This is a genomic window from Streptomyces sp. NPDC025793, assembly GCF_055558375.1.
The window spans coordinates 274,951-291,461 of the sequence record NZ_JBVHMR010000001.1; the positions used below are offsets into that span (position 1 = coordinate 274,951).

Sequence of the window (16,511 nt, forward strand, 5' to 3'; positions counted from 1 at the left end):
AATTTTTCAGCAAGAGCCTTCAACGGTGAAGGAACCCCCACATGGCACGCAGGACACTCCCCACGGCACTCGCGCTCACCATGGCCACGTTCGGCCTCACGGTTGGCATGAACCCGACGACCGCCGAGGCCTCCCCGCCCGGCACCAAGGACGTCACCGCCGTCCTCTTCGAGTGGAACTACGCCTCGGTCGCCCGCGAGTGCACCACCAGCCTCGGCCCCGCCGGCTACGGCTACGTCCAGGTCTCCCCGCCCGCCAAGCACATACAGGGCCCGCAGTGGTGGACGTCGTACCAGCCGGTGTCGTACAGGATCGCGGGCCGGCTCGGTGACCGGACCACCTTCAAGAACATGATCGACACCTGTCACGCGGCCGGGGTGAAGGTCGTGGTCGACACCGTCATCAACCACATGTCGGCGGGCAGCGGCACCGGCACCGGCGGCTCGTCGTACACGAAGTACGACTACCCGGGCCTGTACTCGTACCCCGACTTCGACGACTGCACCTCCCCGGTCACCAACTACCAGGACCGCTGGAACGTCCAGCACTGCGAACTCGTCGGCCTGGCCGATCTGGACACCGGCGAGGAGTACGTCCGCAAGACGATCGCCGGCTACATGAACGACCTGCTCTCGCTCGGCGCCGACGGCTTCCGCATCGACGCCGCCAAACACATTCCGGCCGAGGACCTGGCCAACATCAAGTCCCGCCTGACGAACCCTTCCGTCTACTGGAAGCAGGAGGTCATCTACGGAGCGAACGAGGCCGTCCAGCCCTCCGAGTACACCGGCAACGGCGACGTCCAGGAGTTCCGCTACGCCTACGACCTCAAGCGCGTCTTCAACACCGAGAAGCTGGCGTACCTCACCAATTTCGGCGAGGGCTGGGGCTACCTGAGCAGCTCGGTCGCCGGCGTCTTCGTCGACAACCACGACACCGAGCGGGGCGGCAGCACGCTCAACTACAAGGACGGCGCCAACTACACCCTGGCCAACGTCTTCATGCTCGCCTGGCCCTACGGCGCCCCCGACATCAACTCCGGCTACGAATGGTCCGACGCGGACGCCGGACCGCCCAACGGGGGCCAGGTCAACGCCTGCTGGCAGGACGGCTGGAAGTGCCAGCACGCCTGGCCCGAGATCAAGTCCATGGTCGCCTTCCGCAACACGACCCGGGGCGAGGCCGTCTCCCACTGGTGGGACGACGGCGACAACGCCATCGCGTTCGGCCGGGGCGCCAAGGGCTACGTGGCCATCAACCACGAGTCCTCCGCCCTGACCCGCACGTACCAGACCTCCCTGCCCGCCGGGACGTACTGCGACGTGCAGAACGACACGACGGTGGCGGTGAACTCCAGCGGGCAGCTCACCGCCACCTTGGGCTCGAACACGGCGCTGGCGATCTACGCCGGCAAGTCGAGCTGTTAGTCGGCTGTTCTGCCGAGGAACGTGCGGGCGTGGTAGGCGTTGGCTGCAACGCCTACCATCACCCATGCGTGCCCGTCCCACTCCAGCAGAGCCCGGGGGCCCTCGGGGTTGACGTGGGCTGCCTTCGGCCCCGGGGCGAGGGGGACGGCGCGGCGGGTGCCGGTGATCTGGCGGTCCGCCGCCCGGCGTCGGTCGCGGCGTTCGGCCCAGGTCTCCAGGGGCTCGTCCTCTCGGTCCACGGCGCGCCTCCTACCCTGCTGTGGTCTGCGGGACTGGCTGGTCCGGCTCATCCAGCCACACCGTAGTGCCGGACGGGTCGATTGTGAGCCCGTATCGCTCGACCGGCGGGCGCCCGCGCAGCTCCCACCACTGGTAGGCCGCCCGAACCTCGTCCCACAGACGGCGGTGGCCGCACTGGTAGACGTCGGCCGATTCCGTGCCCGGCCAGCGGGCGGCGGCCCACGAGCGGTCCCGCATGCTGTACCACCAGGCGGCCGGGGTACCGTCTGCTTCCCGGTAGGCAGTGTGAACGCAGTCCGGCACGGCCAGGCTAAGCGCGAACTGGGCGGCGTCCAGTTCAGCCAGTTCAAGGTCTGCGGTGCCTTTGCCAGCGGCCGGCCAGTCGGTGACGTACTCGCCGTGGTCCGGGCAGGGGGCGCGGTCGTAGCGGTCCTTCATGAACTCGACAGCCCGGGTGAACCGGCCGGAGGCGGCGCCGTCGTTCACGACCAGGCGCGCGACGGCGTCACGGTTGCTGTAGTGGGTGCCCCAGGGAACGACGAGCAAGCCAGTAGGGCGCGTCTGTGTGATCCAGGTGGCGGGGACGGTGCGCACGGCGTAGGTGGCCAGTAGCCGGTCGTAGGGGGCAGCGGGCGGGTAGCCGTCCGCACCATCGCTGATCACGGTGGTCACGTACAGGCCCAGTCGGCACAGGCGTTCACGGGGGGCCCGTGACAGCGGCTCATCCAGACCGTGTCCCGGAGCGCGGACGCCGTCGCGCGGGGGCGGCTGGCGGCCGTGGCGAGCGAGGCAGCAAGCCTGGCGGGGTGGCTGTACTGGGACATGGGTGACGCCGGGTCCGCCCGCGCCTGGTACGGCTCGGCGACGAAAGCGGCGCGCAGCGCTGGTGACCCGCTGCTCACGGCCTACCAGGCCGGGAGCCTCGCGCAGTTCGAGGCGCACGCCGGTAACGGTGTCGAAGCGCTGAACCGCGTGCGGACGGCACGCCGGGCGCTGGGCGACAGCGCGCCACCGGTGGCGGAGGCGTGGCTATCCAGCGTGGAAGCGCTCGGCCATGCGGCGGCTGGAGACCGGCGCGCCGCAGACAGGGCCTTGACCGCATCCCGGGCGGCGGCAGAGGCGCTGCCGGAGGACCCGCCGCCGTGGCCTTGGGTGTTCACCTTCCATCCCGAGAAGGTGACCGCCACCCGGGTCGCCTGCGGTGCTCGGCTCGGCCTTGCGGACTGGGTGCTGTCCGAGGATGTGGAGGCCCTGGCGACCGGACATGTGAAGCAACGTGCCCTGCTGGTCCTCGACATCGCGGCCGGGCACCTCGCAGCCGGCCGGGTCGAGGCAGCGTTCGCGCTCGCCGGGCGCGCACTCGACGCAGGGCTGCAGTACCGGTCCGGGCGGGTTGTGGAGCGGGCGCGGGAGGTGCGCCGTAGCCTCACCACCAGTTCGCCGCCCAAGGTGGTGCGGGACTTCGACGAGCGGCTGCACGACGTATACCAGTGACAGAAGAGAGGACAACGGCGGATGAGGCTGGGGATCACCGGTCACCGAGGGCTGAGCCCGAAGGTCGAAGAACGTGTGCGGGTCATGCTGGAGGAGGCGGTGAGTGCGTACGACACCGCCGGGCTGGTCGCAGTTTCGCGCATCGCCGACGGCCCCGACACCTGGTTCGCAGAGGCCGTTCTCCGAGACGGCGGACAGCTTGAGGTCGTCGTGCCCGCCGCCCAGTACCGGGAGAGCCTGCCGGACTGGCATCATCCCGCTTACGACACACTCATGCGCCGAGCCGGTCACGTGCACGAGACCGGGCTGACCGAGTCGAACTCCGAAGCTCACATGGCTGGCTCCGAAATCCTTGTCGGCCTGGCTGACGAGCTGATTGCCGTGTGGGACGGGAAACCCGCGCGGGGATACGGCGGCACGGCGGATGTTGTGGCCTATGCGGAACGGACTGGGGTCCCCGTACGCGTGCTGTGGCCGGAAGGCGCCAGCCGCTGAGGCCCGGTCCGCCCGCAGGGGGGACCGGGCCTGCGTACGGACCACGGTGAACTGGCTACTTCCAGGTGTCGCTCGTCGTGTAGCCCGACGAACTGCCCGTCGTGTACGAGCGGTTCGTCCCGGACTCCCAGGTCACGTTCCCGGAGCCGTCCTTCTTCAGGTACTTGTACGTGAAGGACGTGCTCTTGGGGACGATGACGAGCTTGCTCCAGTCCGGGTACGACGCCGAGGACAGCGGGATGGCGTCGGCCGTGTTCCATGAGCCGAGCGAGGGGATGGAGCCGGAGACGTAGACGTTGGTGCCCCAGTCCGTCGTCGCGTTCTCGTGGAAGGTGACGTCGGTGGCGTCCGTGTCCGCCACGTTCCAGGAGTTGTTCAGGGTGAGGGCCGAAGTCGCCGTCGCCGACGACCTGTTGGCGTTCGACTCCCAGGTGACGTTGCCGGCGCTGTCCTTCTTTATGTACTTGAAGGTGAAGGACGTGTTCACCGGAACGCTCACCTCGCCGGACCACTCCGGGTAGCCGGACGACGAGAGCGCCACCGCCTTCGAGGTGTCCCAGCCGCCCAGGGCGGCGATGGAGCCGACCACGTAGACGTTGGTGCCGGACGTGGTGGAGGCGTACTCGTTGAAGGTCGCGCTGACCGTGTCGCCGGAGCCGCCGCCGGCGTTCCCGCAGCCCACCGTGCAGGTGTAGGAGGAGTTGAAGAAGGCGACCGCGCCCTTCGCGGGGATGGTGATCGAGGCGCTGCCGCCGGAGACGGTCACGGTCGTCTTGCCGCCGTCGATCACGTTGGTGTACGTGCCGTCGGCCATGCCCGTCGTGAACGTGTAGGTCGCCGCCGACGTCCCGTTGTTGAGGGCGAAGAAGCCCTTGCCGCCGCGCCCGAAGCCGATCACGTTGGACGACATGGTCTGCCAGTTGGAGACCGCGGCCGTGTCGGTCGCGTTGTGCCAGGCCACCATGCCGACCACCGCGGTGTCACGGTCGAGGCAGTACCAGGCGCCGCCGGAGCAGTCCGTGTCCGTCACCATGCCCGACGAGTTCGGCGGGGCCTGGTCGCTCTGGGTCCACTCCCAGCTCGCGTACACCGTCGGGGTCGACCACGGGTAGGCGAGCTGGAAGAGGTTGGCGAGCTTGTAGGTGTCGCCGTCCTTGTACGACATGTGCAGGCCGTTGCGCTCGGTGTCGTGGTTGGTCACGAAAGACACCGAGTCGGCGGCGGGCAGGATGCCGGACGACGACAGCGAGGCCAGGTCGCTCACGTTGCCCTGGAAGGCCGACTTCATCGTGCTCGCGTAGGTGAAGTCCAGGACGTCACCGGTGCCGTAGTAGTCGCTCGGCTGCGGAGTCGAGCCGGGATAGATCTCCTGGAAGACGTACGGTGCCGTCCCGGACGTCGTGTCCGTCAGCTTGCCCTCGATCGCCGCGATGTCGGCTTCGGGGATGTGCTTGGCCGCGTCGACGCGGAAGCCGTCCACGCCCAGGGCGAGCTGGGAGTTGAGGTAGTTCGCGAGGCCCGCGCGGACGGTGTCCGACTCGGTCTTCAGATCGGGCAGGCCCAGCAGTTCGCAGTTCTGGACCTGGGTCAGGTTCGAGTAGTCCTGGATGGTCAGGTCCGAGGTCGGGCACTCGCTGGAGTCGTGGTAGTCGGTGCGGGACCAGTTGGGTGTGGCGTACTTGTTCGTGATGGTCGTGCCGTTGTAGCCGGTGCCGGTCTGGGCGGCGGTGTGGTTGATCACCGCGTCGGTGTAGACCTTCACGCCCGCCTTGTGGCACGCGGTGATCATGGCGCTGAACTTCGCCTGGCTGCCGAAGCGGCTGTTCAGGGAGTAGGAGTACGGCTGGTAGACGTCCCACCAGTAGTAGTTCGTCTGCTTCAGGGACTCCTCCGGCGGTGCCACCTGGACCGCGCCGTAGCCCGCCGGGCCCAGCACGTTGGTGCACTCCGAGGCGATCGAGTCCCAGTTCCACTCCCACAGGTTGGCGATCACGTCGCCCTTGGCGGTCGTCCTCGCCTGCGCGGGCGTCGCCGGCAGGGCGAGCACGCCCGCGAGCGCCAGCGCTCCGGCGGCCATGGCCCCGGCCGTCCGGCGGAAGACACCCGCGGGACCCGGTGGTCGGTGTCGGTTTCCGGTCATCTGCGGCTCCGAGAAAGGGATGGGGTTCAACAACCGGTGAGCGTGCGGCAGTTGAGAAGGGCACGTCAAGGTTGACGTTGAAACTTCTTGCTATGAGTTTCAAGCCTCTTGCTGTAAAGCTTTCGTTGGGGATACGGTCGCGCGGGGTCGGACCCAAGAGAGCCGCATTCGCTAGGAGTTACGTGTGATACCCAGAGCGAGACGGGCCGCGGCCGTCACCGCCGCAGCCCTCGCCGCCGCCCTGATCCAGCCACTGGCGGCCCGCGCAGCCACCCCGCCCGCACCCCCGTCGGACGCGGCGCTCGCCGCCCAGCCCGCCCGGCACGACGACACCCGCGAGCAGTTCTATTTCGTCATGCCGGACCGCTTCGCCAACGGCGACAAGGCCAACGACAGGGGCGGCCTCACCGGCTCGCGCCTCGCCACCGGCTACGACCCCACCGACAAGGGCTTCTACCAGGGCGGCGACCTCAAGGGCCTGACCAGCAAGCTGGACTACATCAAGGGCCTCGGCACCACCGCCATCTGGATGGCCCCGATCTTCAAGAACAAGCCGGTCCAGGGCACCGGGGCGGGCGCCTCCGCCGGATACCACGGCTACTGGATCACCGACTTCACCCAGGTCGACCCGCACTTCGGCTCCAACCAGGACCTGAAGACCCTCATCGCCAAGGCCCACGCCAAGGGCATGAAGGTCTTCTTCGACGTCATCACCAACCACACCGCCGACGTCGTCACCTACAAGGAGAACTCCTCCGACTACCTCGCCAAGGGCGCCTTCCCGTACCTGACCAAGGACGGGAAGCCCTTCGACGACGCCGCCTACGCGGACGGAAGCGGGAAGTTCCCGGCCGTCTCCGGCGACTCCTTCCCGTACACCCCGCGGGTCACGAGCGACAGCAAGGTCCCGGCCTGGCTCAACGACCCGACGATGTACCACAACCGCGGCGACTCGACCTTCGCCGGCGAGTCCGCGACCTACGGCGACTTCTCCGGCCTCGACGACCTGTGGACCGAGCGTCCCGAGGTCGTCCACGGCATGGAGCAGATCTACGAGCGCTGGGTGAGGGACTTCGCCGTCGACGGCTTCCGGATCGACACGGTCAAGAACGTGAACATGGAGTTCTGGACGCAGTGGGCCACCGCGCTGGACACGTACGCGGCCGCGCACGGGCGGAAGAACTTCTTCATGTTCGGCGAGACGTACGACAGCGACACCTCGGTGACCTCGCCGTACGTCACCCAGGGCCGCCTCGACGCGACCCTCGACTTCCCCTTCCAGGACGCGGCCCGCGCCTACGCCTCCCAGGGCGGCAGCGCCCAGAAGCTCGCGAGCGTCTTCGGCGACGACTGGAAGTACACGACCGACAAGGCCAACGCCTACGAGCAGGTCACCTTCCTCGGCAACCACGACATGGGCCGCATCGGCCACTTCCTGAAGCAGGACAACCCGAAGGCGACCGACGCCGAGATCCTGAAGAAGGACAGGCTCGCCAACGAGGTGATGTTCCTCAGCCGCGGCAACCCGGTCGTCTACTACGGCGACGAGCAGGGCTTCACCGGCTCCGGCGGCGACAAGGACGCCCGCCAGACCATGTTCGCCTCCCAGGTCGCCGACTACCTCAAAGACCCCGAGATCGGCACCACCCGCACCCACGCGAGCGACTCCTACGACACGAGCGCCCCGCTCTACCGCGACATCGCCGCCCTCTCCAGGCTCCGCAAGGCCGACCCGGCCCTGACCGACGGCGTGCAGACCGAGCGGTACGCGGCCGAGGGCGCCGGGATCTACGCCTTCACCCGGACGGACGCCAGGACGGGCGCCGAGTACGTCGTCGCCCTCAACAACGCGGACAGCGCGAAGACGGCCACCTTCGCGACGGGGTCGGCGGACATGGCGTACCGGGGGATCTACGGCGCGGACGGCTCGGTGCGGACCGGCGGGAACCGTGAACTCACCCTCACCGTCCCGGCCGAGTCCGCCGTCGTCTACCGGGCCGCCGGCCGGCTCGCCGAGCCCGCCGCCAAGCCGGCGATCACCCTGACCGCCCCGGCCGCCGGAGCCACCGGGACCGTGGACCTCGCGGCCGACGTCGACGGGGGACAGCTCGACCGGGTCGTCTTCGCGGCCCAGGTCGGAGACGCCCCGTGGCAGGTGCTCGGCTCCGCCGACCACGCCCCGTACAAGGTCACCCAGACCGTCGGCAAGGCCGTACCCGCCGGAACCGCCCTGCGCTACAAGGCCGTCGTGATCGACTCGGCCGGGCACACCGCGAGCGCCACGGCGAGCAGCACCAGCGGCACCCCGCCGGCGACGCCCGTCCCCACGGCCTCGTCGCGGGACTACGTGATCGTCCACTACAAGCGCGCCGACGGCGACTACGGCAACTGGGGCCTGTACGCCTGGGGCGACCTCGCCGACGGCGAGTCCACCACCTGGCCGGCCGGGCACCCCTTCACCGGCCGGGACGCCTGGGGCGCCTTCGCCTACGTCAAGGTCAGGCCCGGCGCCTCGAACGTCGGCTTCCTGGTCGTCGACAAGAACGGCGACAAGGACGTCTCCGCCGACCGGAGCATCGACGTCACCAGGACCGGTGAGGTCTGGGTCGAGCAGGGCAAGGCCGACGTCCTCACCCAGCGGCCCGCCGGATATCCCGCACAGGACACCACCAAGGCCGTCCTCCACTACCACCGCGCCGACGGGAACTACGACGGCTGGGGCCTGCACGTCTGGACGGGTGCCGCGAACCCCACCGACTGGTCGAAACCGCTCCAGCCGGTCAAGACTGATGCCTATGGCGCGGTCTTCGAGGTGCCGCTCGGCGCGGGTGCCACCAGCCTCAGCTACATCATCCACAAGGGCGACGAGAAGGACCTCGCCGCCGACCAGTCACTCGACCTCAAGGCGAACGGCTACGAGGTGTGGCTGTTGAACGGCCAGGAGAAGTACCTGCTCCCGCAGCCGGCGGGCAGCGCGGCCGCGCTCGACCTGACCACGTCCAAGGCGGTCTGGATCGACCGGGACACGGTCGCCTGGAACGGCGCCGACGGGGCCGCCTCCACCCAGCTGCTCTCCTCCCGCGACGGCTCGATCACCGTCAAGGACGGGGCGCTGACCAGCGACGACGAGCGCTGGATCCGGCTGGAGAAGACCACGCTCACCGACGCCCAGAAGGCGAAGTTCCCGTATCTGAAGGACTCCACGGCATGGTCCGTCGATCCGCGTGACCGGGATCGGGTGCGTACGGCGCTGACCGGCCAGCTCGTGCTCTCGCAGCGGGCCGCGAACGGCGCCGTGCTGGCCGCGACCGGCGTGCAGATCGCGGGCGTGCTCGACGACCTCTACCCGGGTGCCACCAAGGCAGCGCTCGGGCCGGTCTTCCACGACGGCAGGCCCACCCTCTCCGTCTGGGCGCCGACCGCGCAGAGCGTCGCACTGGAGCTGGACGGCTCGGTCAGGGCCATGCACCGCGACGACACGACCGGCGTCTGGTCCGTCACCGGGCCCGCCTCCTGGAAGGGCAAGCCCTACCGGTACGTCGTGAAGGTCTGGGCGCCCAGCGTCCGCAAGCTGGTCGTCAACAAGGTCACCGACCCGTACTCGGTCGCCCTCACCGCGAACTCCGCGCGCAGCCTCGTCGTCGACCTGAACGACAGGGCGCTCGTCCCGAGCGGCTGGGCGGGCCTGCGCAAGCCCAGGGCCGTACCGATGAAGGACGCGCAGATCCAGGAGCTGCACGTCCGGGACTTCTCGGTCGTGGACAGGACCGTCCCGGCGAAGGACCGGGGCACGTATCTGGCCTTCACCGACAAGAACAGCGACGGGTCCAGGCATCTGCGGGAGCTGGCGAGGGCCGGGACGTCGTACGTGCATCTGCTGCCCGCCTTCGACTTCACCTCCGTCCCGGAGACGAAGGCCGACCAGCAGAGCCCGGCCTGCGACCTCGCCTCCTACCCGGCCGACTCCGACCAGCAGCAGGCGTGCGTGGCGAAGACCGCCGCGAAGGACGCCTACAACTGGGGCTACGACCCGTACCACTTCACGGTCCCCGAGGGCTCGTACGCCACCGACCCGGACGGCACCGCCCGCACGGTCCAGTTCCGGCAGATGGTCCAGTCCCTCAACCAGGACGGTCTCAGGGTCGTCATGGACGTCGTCTACAACCACACTGCGGCGAGCGGCCAGGCGGACACCTCCGTGCTCGACAAGGTCGTGCCCGGCTACTACCAGCGGCTCCTGGCCGACGGCTCGGTGGCCAACAGCACCTGCTGCTCCAACACCGCGCCCGAGAACGCGATGATGGGCAAGCTGGTCGTGGACTCGATCGTCACCTGGGCCAAGGAGTACAAGGTCGACGGCTTCCGCTTCGACCTCATGGGCCACCACCCGAAGGCCAACATCCTGGCCGTCCGCAAGGCCCTCGACGGGCTGACCCCCGCCAAGGACGGCGTCGACGGCAAGAAGATCATCCTGTACGGCGAGGGCTGGAACTTCGGCGAGGTCGCGAACGACGCGCGGTTCGTGCAGGCCACCCAGGCGAACATGGCCGGCACCGGCATCGCCACCTTCTCCGACCGCGCCCGGGACGCCGTCCGCGGCGGCAGCCCCTTCGATGCCGACCCCGGCGTCCAGGGCTTCGCCTCCGGCCTCTACACCGACCCCAACTCCTCGTCCGCCAACGGCACCCCGGCCGAGCAGAAGGCCCGGCTGCTGCACTACCAGGACCTGATCAAGGTCGGGCTCAGCGGCAACCTCGCGAAGTACCGGTTCACGGACACCGACGGCAGGGCGGTCACCGGAGCGGAGATCGACTACAACGGCTCGCCCGCCGGTTACGCGGACGCGCCCGGCGACGCCCTCGCCTACGTCGACGCGCACGACAACGAGTCGCTGTTCGACGCGCTGACCTACAAGCTGCCCGCGCGGACGAGCGCCGCCGACCGGGCCCGGATGCAGGTCCTGGCGATGGCGACCGCCGCCCTCTCGCAGGGCCCGTCCCTCTCCCAGGCGGGCACCGACCTGCTGCGCTCGAAGTCCCTGGACCGCAATTCCTTCGACAGCGGCGACTGGTTCAACGCCATCCACTGGAACTGCGCCGACGGCAACGGCTTCGGGCGCGGGCTGCCGATGGCGGCCGACAACCAGGCCAAGTGGCCGTACGCCAAGCCGCTGCTGAGCCAGGTCAGGGTCGGCTGCCCGGACATCACCGGCGCCTCGGCCGCCTACCGGGACCTGCTGAGGATCCGCACGACCGAGCGGGCGTTCTCCCTCGGTACCGCCGCGCAGGTGCAGGACGCGCTCTCCTTCCCGCTGTCCGGCACGGACGAGACGCCCGGGGTGATCACCATGCGCCTCGGCGACCTGGTGGTCGTCTTCAACGCCACCCCGCAGCGGCGGGAGCAGACCGTCGCGGCCCTGGCCGGGACGCCGTACCGGCTGCATCCGGTGCAGGCCTCCGGTGCGGATGCGGTGGTGAAGACCTCGGCCTACGCCGCCGGGTCGGGCACGTTCTCCGTCCCGGCGCGGACGGTGGCGGTGTTCACCCGGGCGGGGAAGTAGGGTCGGGCTCTCGTCCCGGAACGGTCTTGAAAGCCGTCGTAGAAAACCGTCGCAGAACAGGAACGCCCATGCCGCAGATCACCATCGACTACTCGGACCTCGTGGCGGACGCCTTCGACCGTGAGGGCTTCGCCCGGGGGCTGCACGAGGCGACCGTGGCGATCGCGGCGGCGAAGCCGGAGGCCTGCAAGACGCAGTTCCGGCCGAGCGCGTACACGGTGTTCGGGTACGAGGACCCCGAGGCGCGCGGGCACGCGATCGTGCACGTGACCATCGGGCTCCTCGCCGGACGCAGCGACGAGACGAAGGCGAGGCTCACGGAGACGGCCCTGGAACTGCTCCGCGGGCACGTGGCGGACGCGGGCGTCGCCCTGCACGCCTCCGTCGAGGTCCGTGAACTCGACGCGTCCTACCGGAAGTTCGACCAGTAGCGGCCGCCGCTCAGGGCGCGAGGGTGATGAGCCGGCCGACCAGCTCCGCGAAGGTGCCGTCGGCCGGCTCGTCCTTCACCATCTGCTTGAGCAGGGTCGCCATGTCCGTGTCGTAGGCCGCGCTGACCGCGACCAGTGCGGCGAAGTCGTGCACGAGCTGGAGCTCCAGCTCGGCGCGCGGGACGCGGCGGCCGTCCAGCCAGAGCAGCGCCGTCGACTCGGCGAGCGAGATCCAGGACCGGACGACGAGCTCCAGGCGCGGGGAGGCGTCCGTGACGCCGAGGTGCGCGAGGATCTGCTCGTAGGCGGCCTGGCGCACGGAGTCGATGAGCGCGTTGGTCGTGGAGACGTGGTCCTTGGTTCCGATCCCGTCGGCGGAGACGGCCGGGCCGCCGCGCATCAACGCCGAGAAGCCGGGTCCGTGTTCGTCCACGAAGTCGAAGTAGCGGCCCATCACGCGCAGCAGCCGGGCGCCGAGCGGACCCTCGTGCGGCTCGGCGAAGCGGGCCGCGAGTTCCTCCGAGGCGCGCTTCAACGCGGCCTCGTACAGGCTGAGTTTGCCGGGGAAGTAGTGGTACACGAGGGGCCGCGAGATGCCCGCGGCCGTCGCTATCTCGTCGATGGAGACCTCGTCGGGCGAGCGTCGGCTGAACAGGTCGAGCGCGACGCCGATCAGCTGCTGCCGCCGCTCCTCGACGCCCATCCTGCGGCGAACCCCGGTACTCATGCGAACACCTTACCGATCGAATCCGGCCGCAGGCGTTCACATGTCGATCACCAACCGACCGCTTCGGGCCCGCGACACACAGATCAGCATCGAGTCGGCACGCTCCGTGTCCGTCAGCAGCTCGTCCCGGTGGTCGATCTCCCCTTCCAGCACCCGCTGTTGGCAGGTCCCGCAGAATCCCTGCTCGCAGGAGTACGCGGTGTCCGGCAGCTCCCGGCGGATCGCGGCCAGCACGGTGGAGTCGGCCGGGACGGTCAACGTGCGCCCGCTGCGCCGGAGTTCGACCTCGAATTCCGTGTTCCCGTCGGACGACGTACGTGGCGCGAACCGTTCGAGACGAACGCCCGGGAAACGCTCCGCGACGGCCGCCATGAGCCCCTCGGGACCGCAGCAGTAGACGACGGCCCCCTCATCGACCTCCAGCGCGTCGAGATCGGGCACGCCCTCGACCATGGTCACCCGGTCGCGGCCCAGCTTCTCGACCTCCTCCAGGAACGGCATCGAGGCACGGTCGCGCCCCGCGTACAGCAGCCGCCAGGGGGTGCTGTCCGGGAGCGAGCGCAGCATCGGCAGCAGCGGGGTGATCCCGATCCCGCCGGCGACGAAGACGTACGACTCCGCCTCGACGAGCGGGAAGCGGTTCCGCGGCCCCCGCACCTCCAGCTCCATGCCCTCCGTCACCTGCTCGTGCACCTCGCGCGAACCGCCCCGCCCGTTCTCGACGAGCCGGGTCGCGACGGTGTACGACGAGGTGTCCTCGGGGTCGCCGCACAGCGAGTACTGCCGGACCAGCCCCGAGGGCAGCACGAGGTCGAGATGCGCGCCGGGCTCCCAGCGCGGCAGGTCCGTTCCCTCCAGCCGGAGTCGTACGACGCCGTCCGCCACCGTCTCGTGCGCGGTGACCAGCAGTCGCAGCGCCCGCGAGCGCGGCCGGCCCGAGGTGGGCTCCTCCAGGGCGGGCAGCGGCCACAGCGGCGAGACCTGGATCCGGCGGCGCAGGGCACCCCGGGTCACCAGCACGGCGCCCGCGAGGAGCGCGACGGTACGCAGCTTCGGCATCACGCGGCCCCCTTCTCCGCCGCCGTGGCCGCCGGGGAGGACGCGAGGTAGGCGACGGCCTGTGCGGTGTCGCCCTCCTGCGAGGGGTGGTAGTCACGGCTCAGATAGCGGGGGATGGACCGGACCATGTCTCCGGCCGAGGGGAGCAGGCCCCGCCGGCCGCGGACGTAGAACTCCTTGAAGGACGCCTTGCCGTCGATGAGGGTCGGGTCGTTCTCCATGAAGAACCGCGTCCCGCGCTGCCACAGGAACACCAGTGCCGTGAAGGCCGTCGCCCAGGTCCGTGCGCGCCGCCGGTAGCTCCCGTCGACGTGCATGAACAACTCGAAGGCCACGGAACGGTGTTCGACCTCCTCCGCGCCGTGCCAGCGGAGCAGGTCCAGCATGGTGGGATCGGCGCCCCGCCGGTCCAGTTCCCCGGCGTTGAGCACCCAGTCGCCGAGGAACGCGGTGTAGTGCTCGATGGCCGCGATGAGCGCGACCCGTTCCATCAGCCACCACCTGCGTGGCCGCCCCGGCGGGAGCGTGCGGTCGCCGAGCAGCTTCTCGAAGAACCAGTCGACCTGCGCGGTGTACGGCGTCGGGTCGAGGCCCTGCTCGCGCAGGTGCGGCAGCACCTCGTCGTGTGCCTGGGAGTGCATCGCCTCCTGGCCGATGAACCCGATGACGTCCGCACGGAGCCGCTCGTCCCGGATGTACGGCAGTACCTGCTTGTACACGTGCACGAACCACCGCTCACCGGCGGGCAGCAGCAGATGCAGCACGTTGATGGTGTGCGTGGTGAAGGGATCGCCCGGCACCCAGTGCAACGGCGTGCCGTCCCAGGAGAAGGACACTTTGCGTGCCTTGAGCGGCACCCGGGCCTGCGTGTTAGACATGGCGTCAATGTACTGAGGGGTAAGCCCGCTGAGAACCCCTGTGACACATCTTGTTTACGCCGGTGTCAGCAACCGGGATCAGTGCAGTCCGCTGATCGTCCGGCCGTTCGCCAGGGTGCCCTTCAGCGTGGCCTGCGCCCCCTGCGTGGCCCGGGCCATCAGCAGCGGACCCTGGCCGGACGCGGTGATCCCGCCCGCGGCACTGATCGTCGCGGTGTCCTTGCCGCCCGCCGCCAGCAGGAACCAGTGTCCGGCCGCGGACTTCCACAGCACCCCGGCCAGCACCTGGGGATCGAGCGGCCCGCAGCCCCGTACGTCCGTGCCCTTGGCGACCACCGCGCCGACCGGCCGGCCCGGCGTGCGGAACTGGGCCAGCGCCGCCGTGCCGTCGCCGCGCCAGGTCTCGGCCCGGGTGCACACCCAGTCCGCGGCGCCGGTGCCGTCGGGCAGTGGCTGCTCCGCGAACTGCCAGGCGTTCACGCTCCGGACGCCCGCCGAGCGCTCGGCCGTGAGCGAGCAGGCGAACGGCGCCCAGGCGCGCAGCCCAGCGGGACCGGACGCGTCCGCGGGCGCGCCGGGCGGGCCCGCGGTCAGCCGGGCCGGGACCAGCTCGCCGAGGTCGGTGGAGACCACGGTGCCCAGGGCGCCGGTCAGCTGGAGCACGGTCCACGAGGTGCAGCGACCGGGCTGGAGCGCCGGGCTGGTCAGCGGTGCGGTGACGCCGCCGGTGAGGGCCAGCGGGGTCGCGGCCGCGGCCGGCTTCATCAGGTTCCGCGCCGCCGCCTTCTTCACCCAGGGCGCGGTCAGGTACCGCACGTTGCCGTCGGAGCGGCCGAGCAGCAGCGCGCTCGCCTCGGCGCCGGTCGCGCCGTCGGCGCGCGCGAGGTCGAGGGCGGCGCCCTCGGTGCCGCTCACCGGCTCGGCGTAGCGGACGATGCGCAGGCCGTCGTAGAGGATCACCACCCGGGCGTTGTCGACCTGGCCCGCGTACAGCAGCTGGGGCGGGCCGGCCGGGCCGCCGGTCTGGGTGCCGGGGGTCGCCGAGACGCGGACCTCGCTGCCGGGGCGGGCCCAGACGGCGAGGGCGCGGCGCAGCAGGCCCTGGTCGCCGGTGAGCGGGCCGCGCGCGGGCCACACGGAGAAGTCGCTGCGTGCGGAGGTCTCCCAGGCGGTGGGCGAGACATGGGTCAGCCGGGCCGGATCGAGGGCGGCCTGGGCGGCCGGGTTCTCGGCGTAGACGGGCGCGGCGGCGCCGTCCGGGCCCCAGCCGTCGCCCGGCAGGGCGACCAGTGCCCCGCACACCGCGAGCGCGGCGGCCGCGGCGAGGACGGCCTTGGTGTGCTGGCGGCGGCGCATCAGGTCGGTGGGCCGGGCCTGGAGCGAGCACGCGTCGAACTCGGCCGAGGCGAGCAGCGCGGGCTGCAGGGGCACGCCGTTCGCCGAGGCCAGCGCGTCGCCCGGGTCCTCGACACCGGCGGCGGACAGCAGCCTGCGCACGTCGGCGTCGGAGAGTTGCTCCAGGCCGCGCAGCACATAGGCGGCGCGGGCCGGGCCGGACAGGGCGGACAGCCGCTGGTCCAGGGCGAGTTCGTCGGCGCCGCCCGAGCGCGGGAACAGCCTCAGGCCCCAGACCTGGGGCAGCAGCGGCGGCAGTTGGGAGAGCCGGGGCAGGCCCTTGCGGGGGGCCGCCGCCTCCAGGGCCGTACGCAGGACACGCTCGCGCAGGAACGCGTACCCGGGGTCGCCCGGCCGGCCCGAGGTCTGGGCCGGGATCGTGGCCGACTGCGGCTTGCGGCCCCGGGGCAGGGCGCGCTGGACGAGGGCGTGTGCGGTCAGCACCCGGCGGCTGCGGCCGAGGCTCGGCGGCAGCACCAGATAGGCGATCCGGACCAGCCGTGGATAGTGCTCGACGAGCGCGGCCTCGGCCTGCTCGACGTCGACCGGGCCGGATTCCCCGGCGGAGGAGGCTGCGTGACGCTGGGCTACATCCTGTGACTGCACGCCATGGAGAACGAGCGGGGCGGCGGTCGGTCACCATCGGATGGGTGATTATCGCATTT

General features: G+C 70.5%; 12 protein-coding genes. 5 read left to right on the plus strand and 7 right to left on the minus strand.

Annotated features, from left to right (window positions below):
- The first annotated feature begins 41 nt into the window (after positions 1-41).
- Positions 42-1,427, plus strand: coding sequence for an alpha-amylase (locus tag ACZ4MF_RS01340; protein WP_467488692.1), 1,386 nt, complete (start codon positions 42-44; stop codon positions 1,425-1,427).
- Here the strand turns inward: ACZ4MF_RS01340 and ACZ4MF_RS01345 are convergent.
- On the minus strand, positions 1,424-1,666 hold the full coding sequence (locus ACZ4MF_RS01345) for a DUF6087 family protein (RefSeq protein WP_467488694.1): 243 nt from the start codon (positions 1,664-1,666) through the stop codon (positions 1,424-1,426). The two genes, ACZ4MF_RS01340 and ACZ4MF_RS01345, sit on opposite strands and share 4 nt — an antisense overlap.
- A 10-nt stretch (positions 1,667-1,676) precedes the next feature.
- A complete protein-coding gene (locus tag ACZ4MF_RS01350) occupies positions 1,677-2,330 on the minus strand; it encodes a hypothetical protein (protein ID WP_467488696.1) in 654 nt (217 codons plus the stop codon).
- A 114-nt stretch (positions 2,331-2,444) separates the two neighbouring features.
- Between ACZ4MF_RS01350 and ACZ4MF_RS01355 the strand changes: the two genes are divergently transcribed.
- Together ACZ4MF_RS01355 and ACZ4MF_RS01360 are read left to right on the plus strand one after the other, a co-directional pair.
- Positions 2,445-3,161, plus strand: a complete 717-nt coding sequence (locus tag ACZ4MF_RS01355; RefSeq protein ID WP_467488698.1) for a DNA-binding protein — start codon at positions 2,445-2,447, stop codon at positions 3,159-3,161.
- Between the two features lie 21 nt (positions 3,162-3,182).
- Positions 3,183-3,656, plus strand: coding sequence for a hypothetical protein (locus ACZ4MF_RS01360; protein ID WP_467488700.1), 474 nt, complete (start codon positions 3,183-3,185; stop codon positions 3,654-3,656).
- 55 nt (positions 3,657-3,711) lie between these two features.
- On the opposite strand, the gene ACZ4MF_RS01365 is transcribed toward ACZ4MF_RS01360, so the two are convergent.
- Complete coding sequence (locus ACZ4MF_RS01365) at positions 3,712-5,733, minus strand: carbohydrate-binding module family 20 domain-containing protein (RefSeq protein ID WP_467488702.1); 2,022 nt, start codon at positions 5,731-5,733, stop codon at positions 3,712-3,714.
- A 247-nt stretch (positions 5,734-5,980) separates the two neighbouring features.
- Here ACZ4MF_RS01365 and pulA point away from each other — a divergent pair, with 247 nt between their 5' ends.
- Positions 5,981-11,356, plus strand: coding sequence for a pullulanase-type alpha-1,6-glucosidase (gene pulA, locus ACZ4MF_RS01370; protein ID WP_467488704.1), 5,376 nt, complete (start codon positions 5,981-5,983; stop codon positions 11,354-11,356).
- Positions 11,357-11,424: 68 nt separating this feature from the next.
- Entirely contained in the window at positions 11,425-11,787 is a 363-nt protein-coding gene (locus ACZ4MF_RS01375; RefSeq protein WP_467488706.1) for a 5-carboxymethyl-2-hydroxymuconate Delta-isomerase, read from the plus strand.
- Positions 11,788-11,797: 10 nt separating this feature from the next.
- Here the strand turns inward: ACZ4MF_RS01375 and ACZ4MF_RS01380 are convergent, their stop codons facing one another.
- The 4 genes from ACZ4MF_RS01380 to ACZ4MF_RS01395 all read right to left on the minus strand — a co-directional run bounded on the left by ACZ4MF_RS01380 (position 11,798) and on the right by ACZ4MF_RS01395 (position 16,452).
- Entirely contained in the window at positions 11,798-12,514 is a 717-nt protein-coding gene (locus ACZ4MF_RS01380) for a TetR/AcrR family transcriptional regulator (RefSeq protein ID WP_467488708.1), read from the minus strand.
- A gap of 36 nt (positions 12,515-12,550) precedes the next feature.
- Positions 12,551-13,573, minus strand: a complete 1,023-nt coding sequence (locus ACZ4MF_RS01385) for a PDR/VanB family oxidoreductase (protein WP_467488710.1) — start codon at positions 13,571-13,573, stop codon at positions 12,551-12,553.
- The gene (locus ACZ4MF_RS01390) at positions 13,573-14,451 is read right to left on the minus strand and encodes a metal-dependent hydrolase (RefSeq protein WP_467488712.1); all 879 of its coding nucleotides are present in this window, start codon (positions 14,449-14,451) and stop codon (positions 13,573-13,575) included. Before ACZ4MF_RS01390 ends, ACZ4MF_RS01385 begins: the two co-directional genes overlap by 1 nt.
- A 78-nt stretch (positions 14,452-14,529) precedes the next feature.
- Positions 14,530-16,452, minus strand: a complete 1,923-nt coding sequence (locus ACZ4MF_RS01395; protein ID WP_467488714.1) for a hypothetical protein — start codon at positions 16,450-16,452, stop codon at positions 14,530-14,532.
- Positions 16,453-16,511: the final 59 nt, after the last annotated feature.

Coding starts and splice junctions, on each gene's coding strand:
- ACZ4MF_RS01380 (WP_467488708.1), bottom strand. CDS start 12,514: ATGAGTACCGGGGTTCGCCGCAGGATGGGCGTCGAGGAGCGGCGGCAG.
- ACZ4MF_RS01375 (WP_467488706.1), top strand. CDS start 11,425: ATGCCGCAGATCACCATCGACTACTCGGACCTCGTGGCGGACGCCTTC.
- ACZ4MF_RS01360 (WP_467488700.1), top strand. CDS start 3,183: ATGAGGCTGGGGATCACCGGTCACCGAGGGCTGAGCCCGAAGGTCGAA.
- ACZ4MF_RS01365 (WP_467488702.1), bottom strand. CDS start 5,733: ATGGCCGCCGGAGCGCTGGCGCTCGCGGGCGTGCTCGCCCTGCCGGCG.
- ACZ4MF_RS01385 (WP_467488710.1), bottom strand. CDS start 13,573: ATGCCGAAGCTGCGTACCGTCGCGCTCCTCGCGGGCGCCGTGCTGGTG.
- ACZ4MF_RS01390 (WP_467488712.1), bottom strand. CDS start 14,451: ATGTCTAACACGCAGGCCCGGGTGCCGCTCAAGGCACGCAAAGTGTCC.
- ACZ4MF_RS01340 (WP_467488692.1), top strand. CDS start 42: ATGGCACGCAGGACACTCCCCACGGCACTCGCGCTCACCATGGCCACG.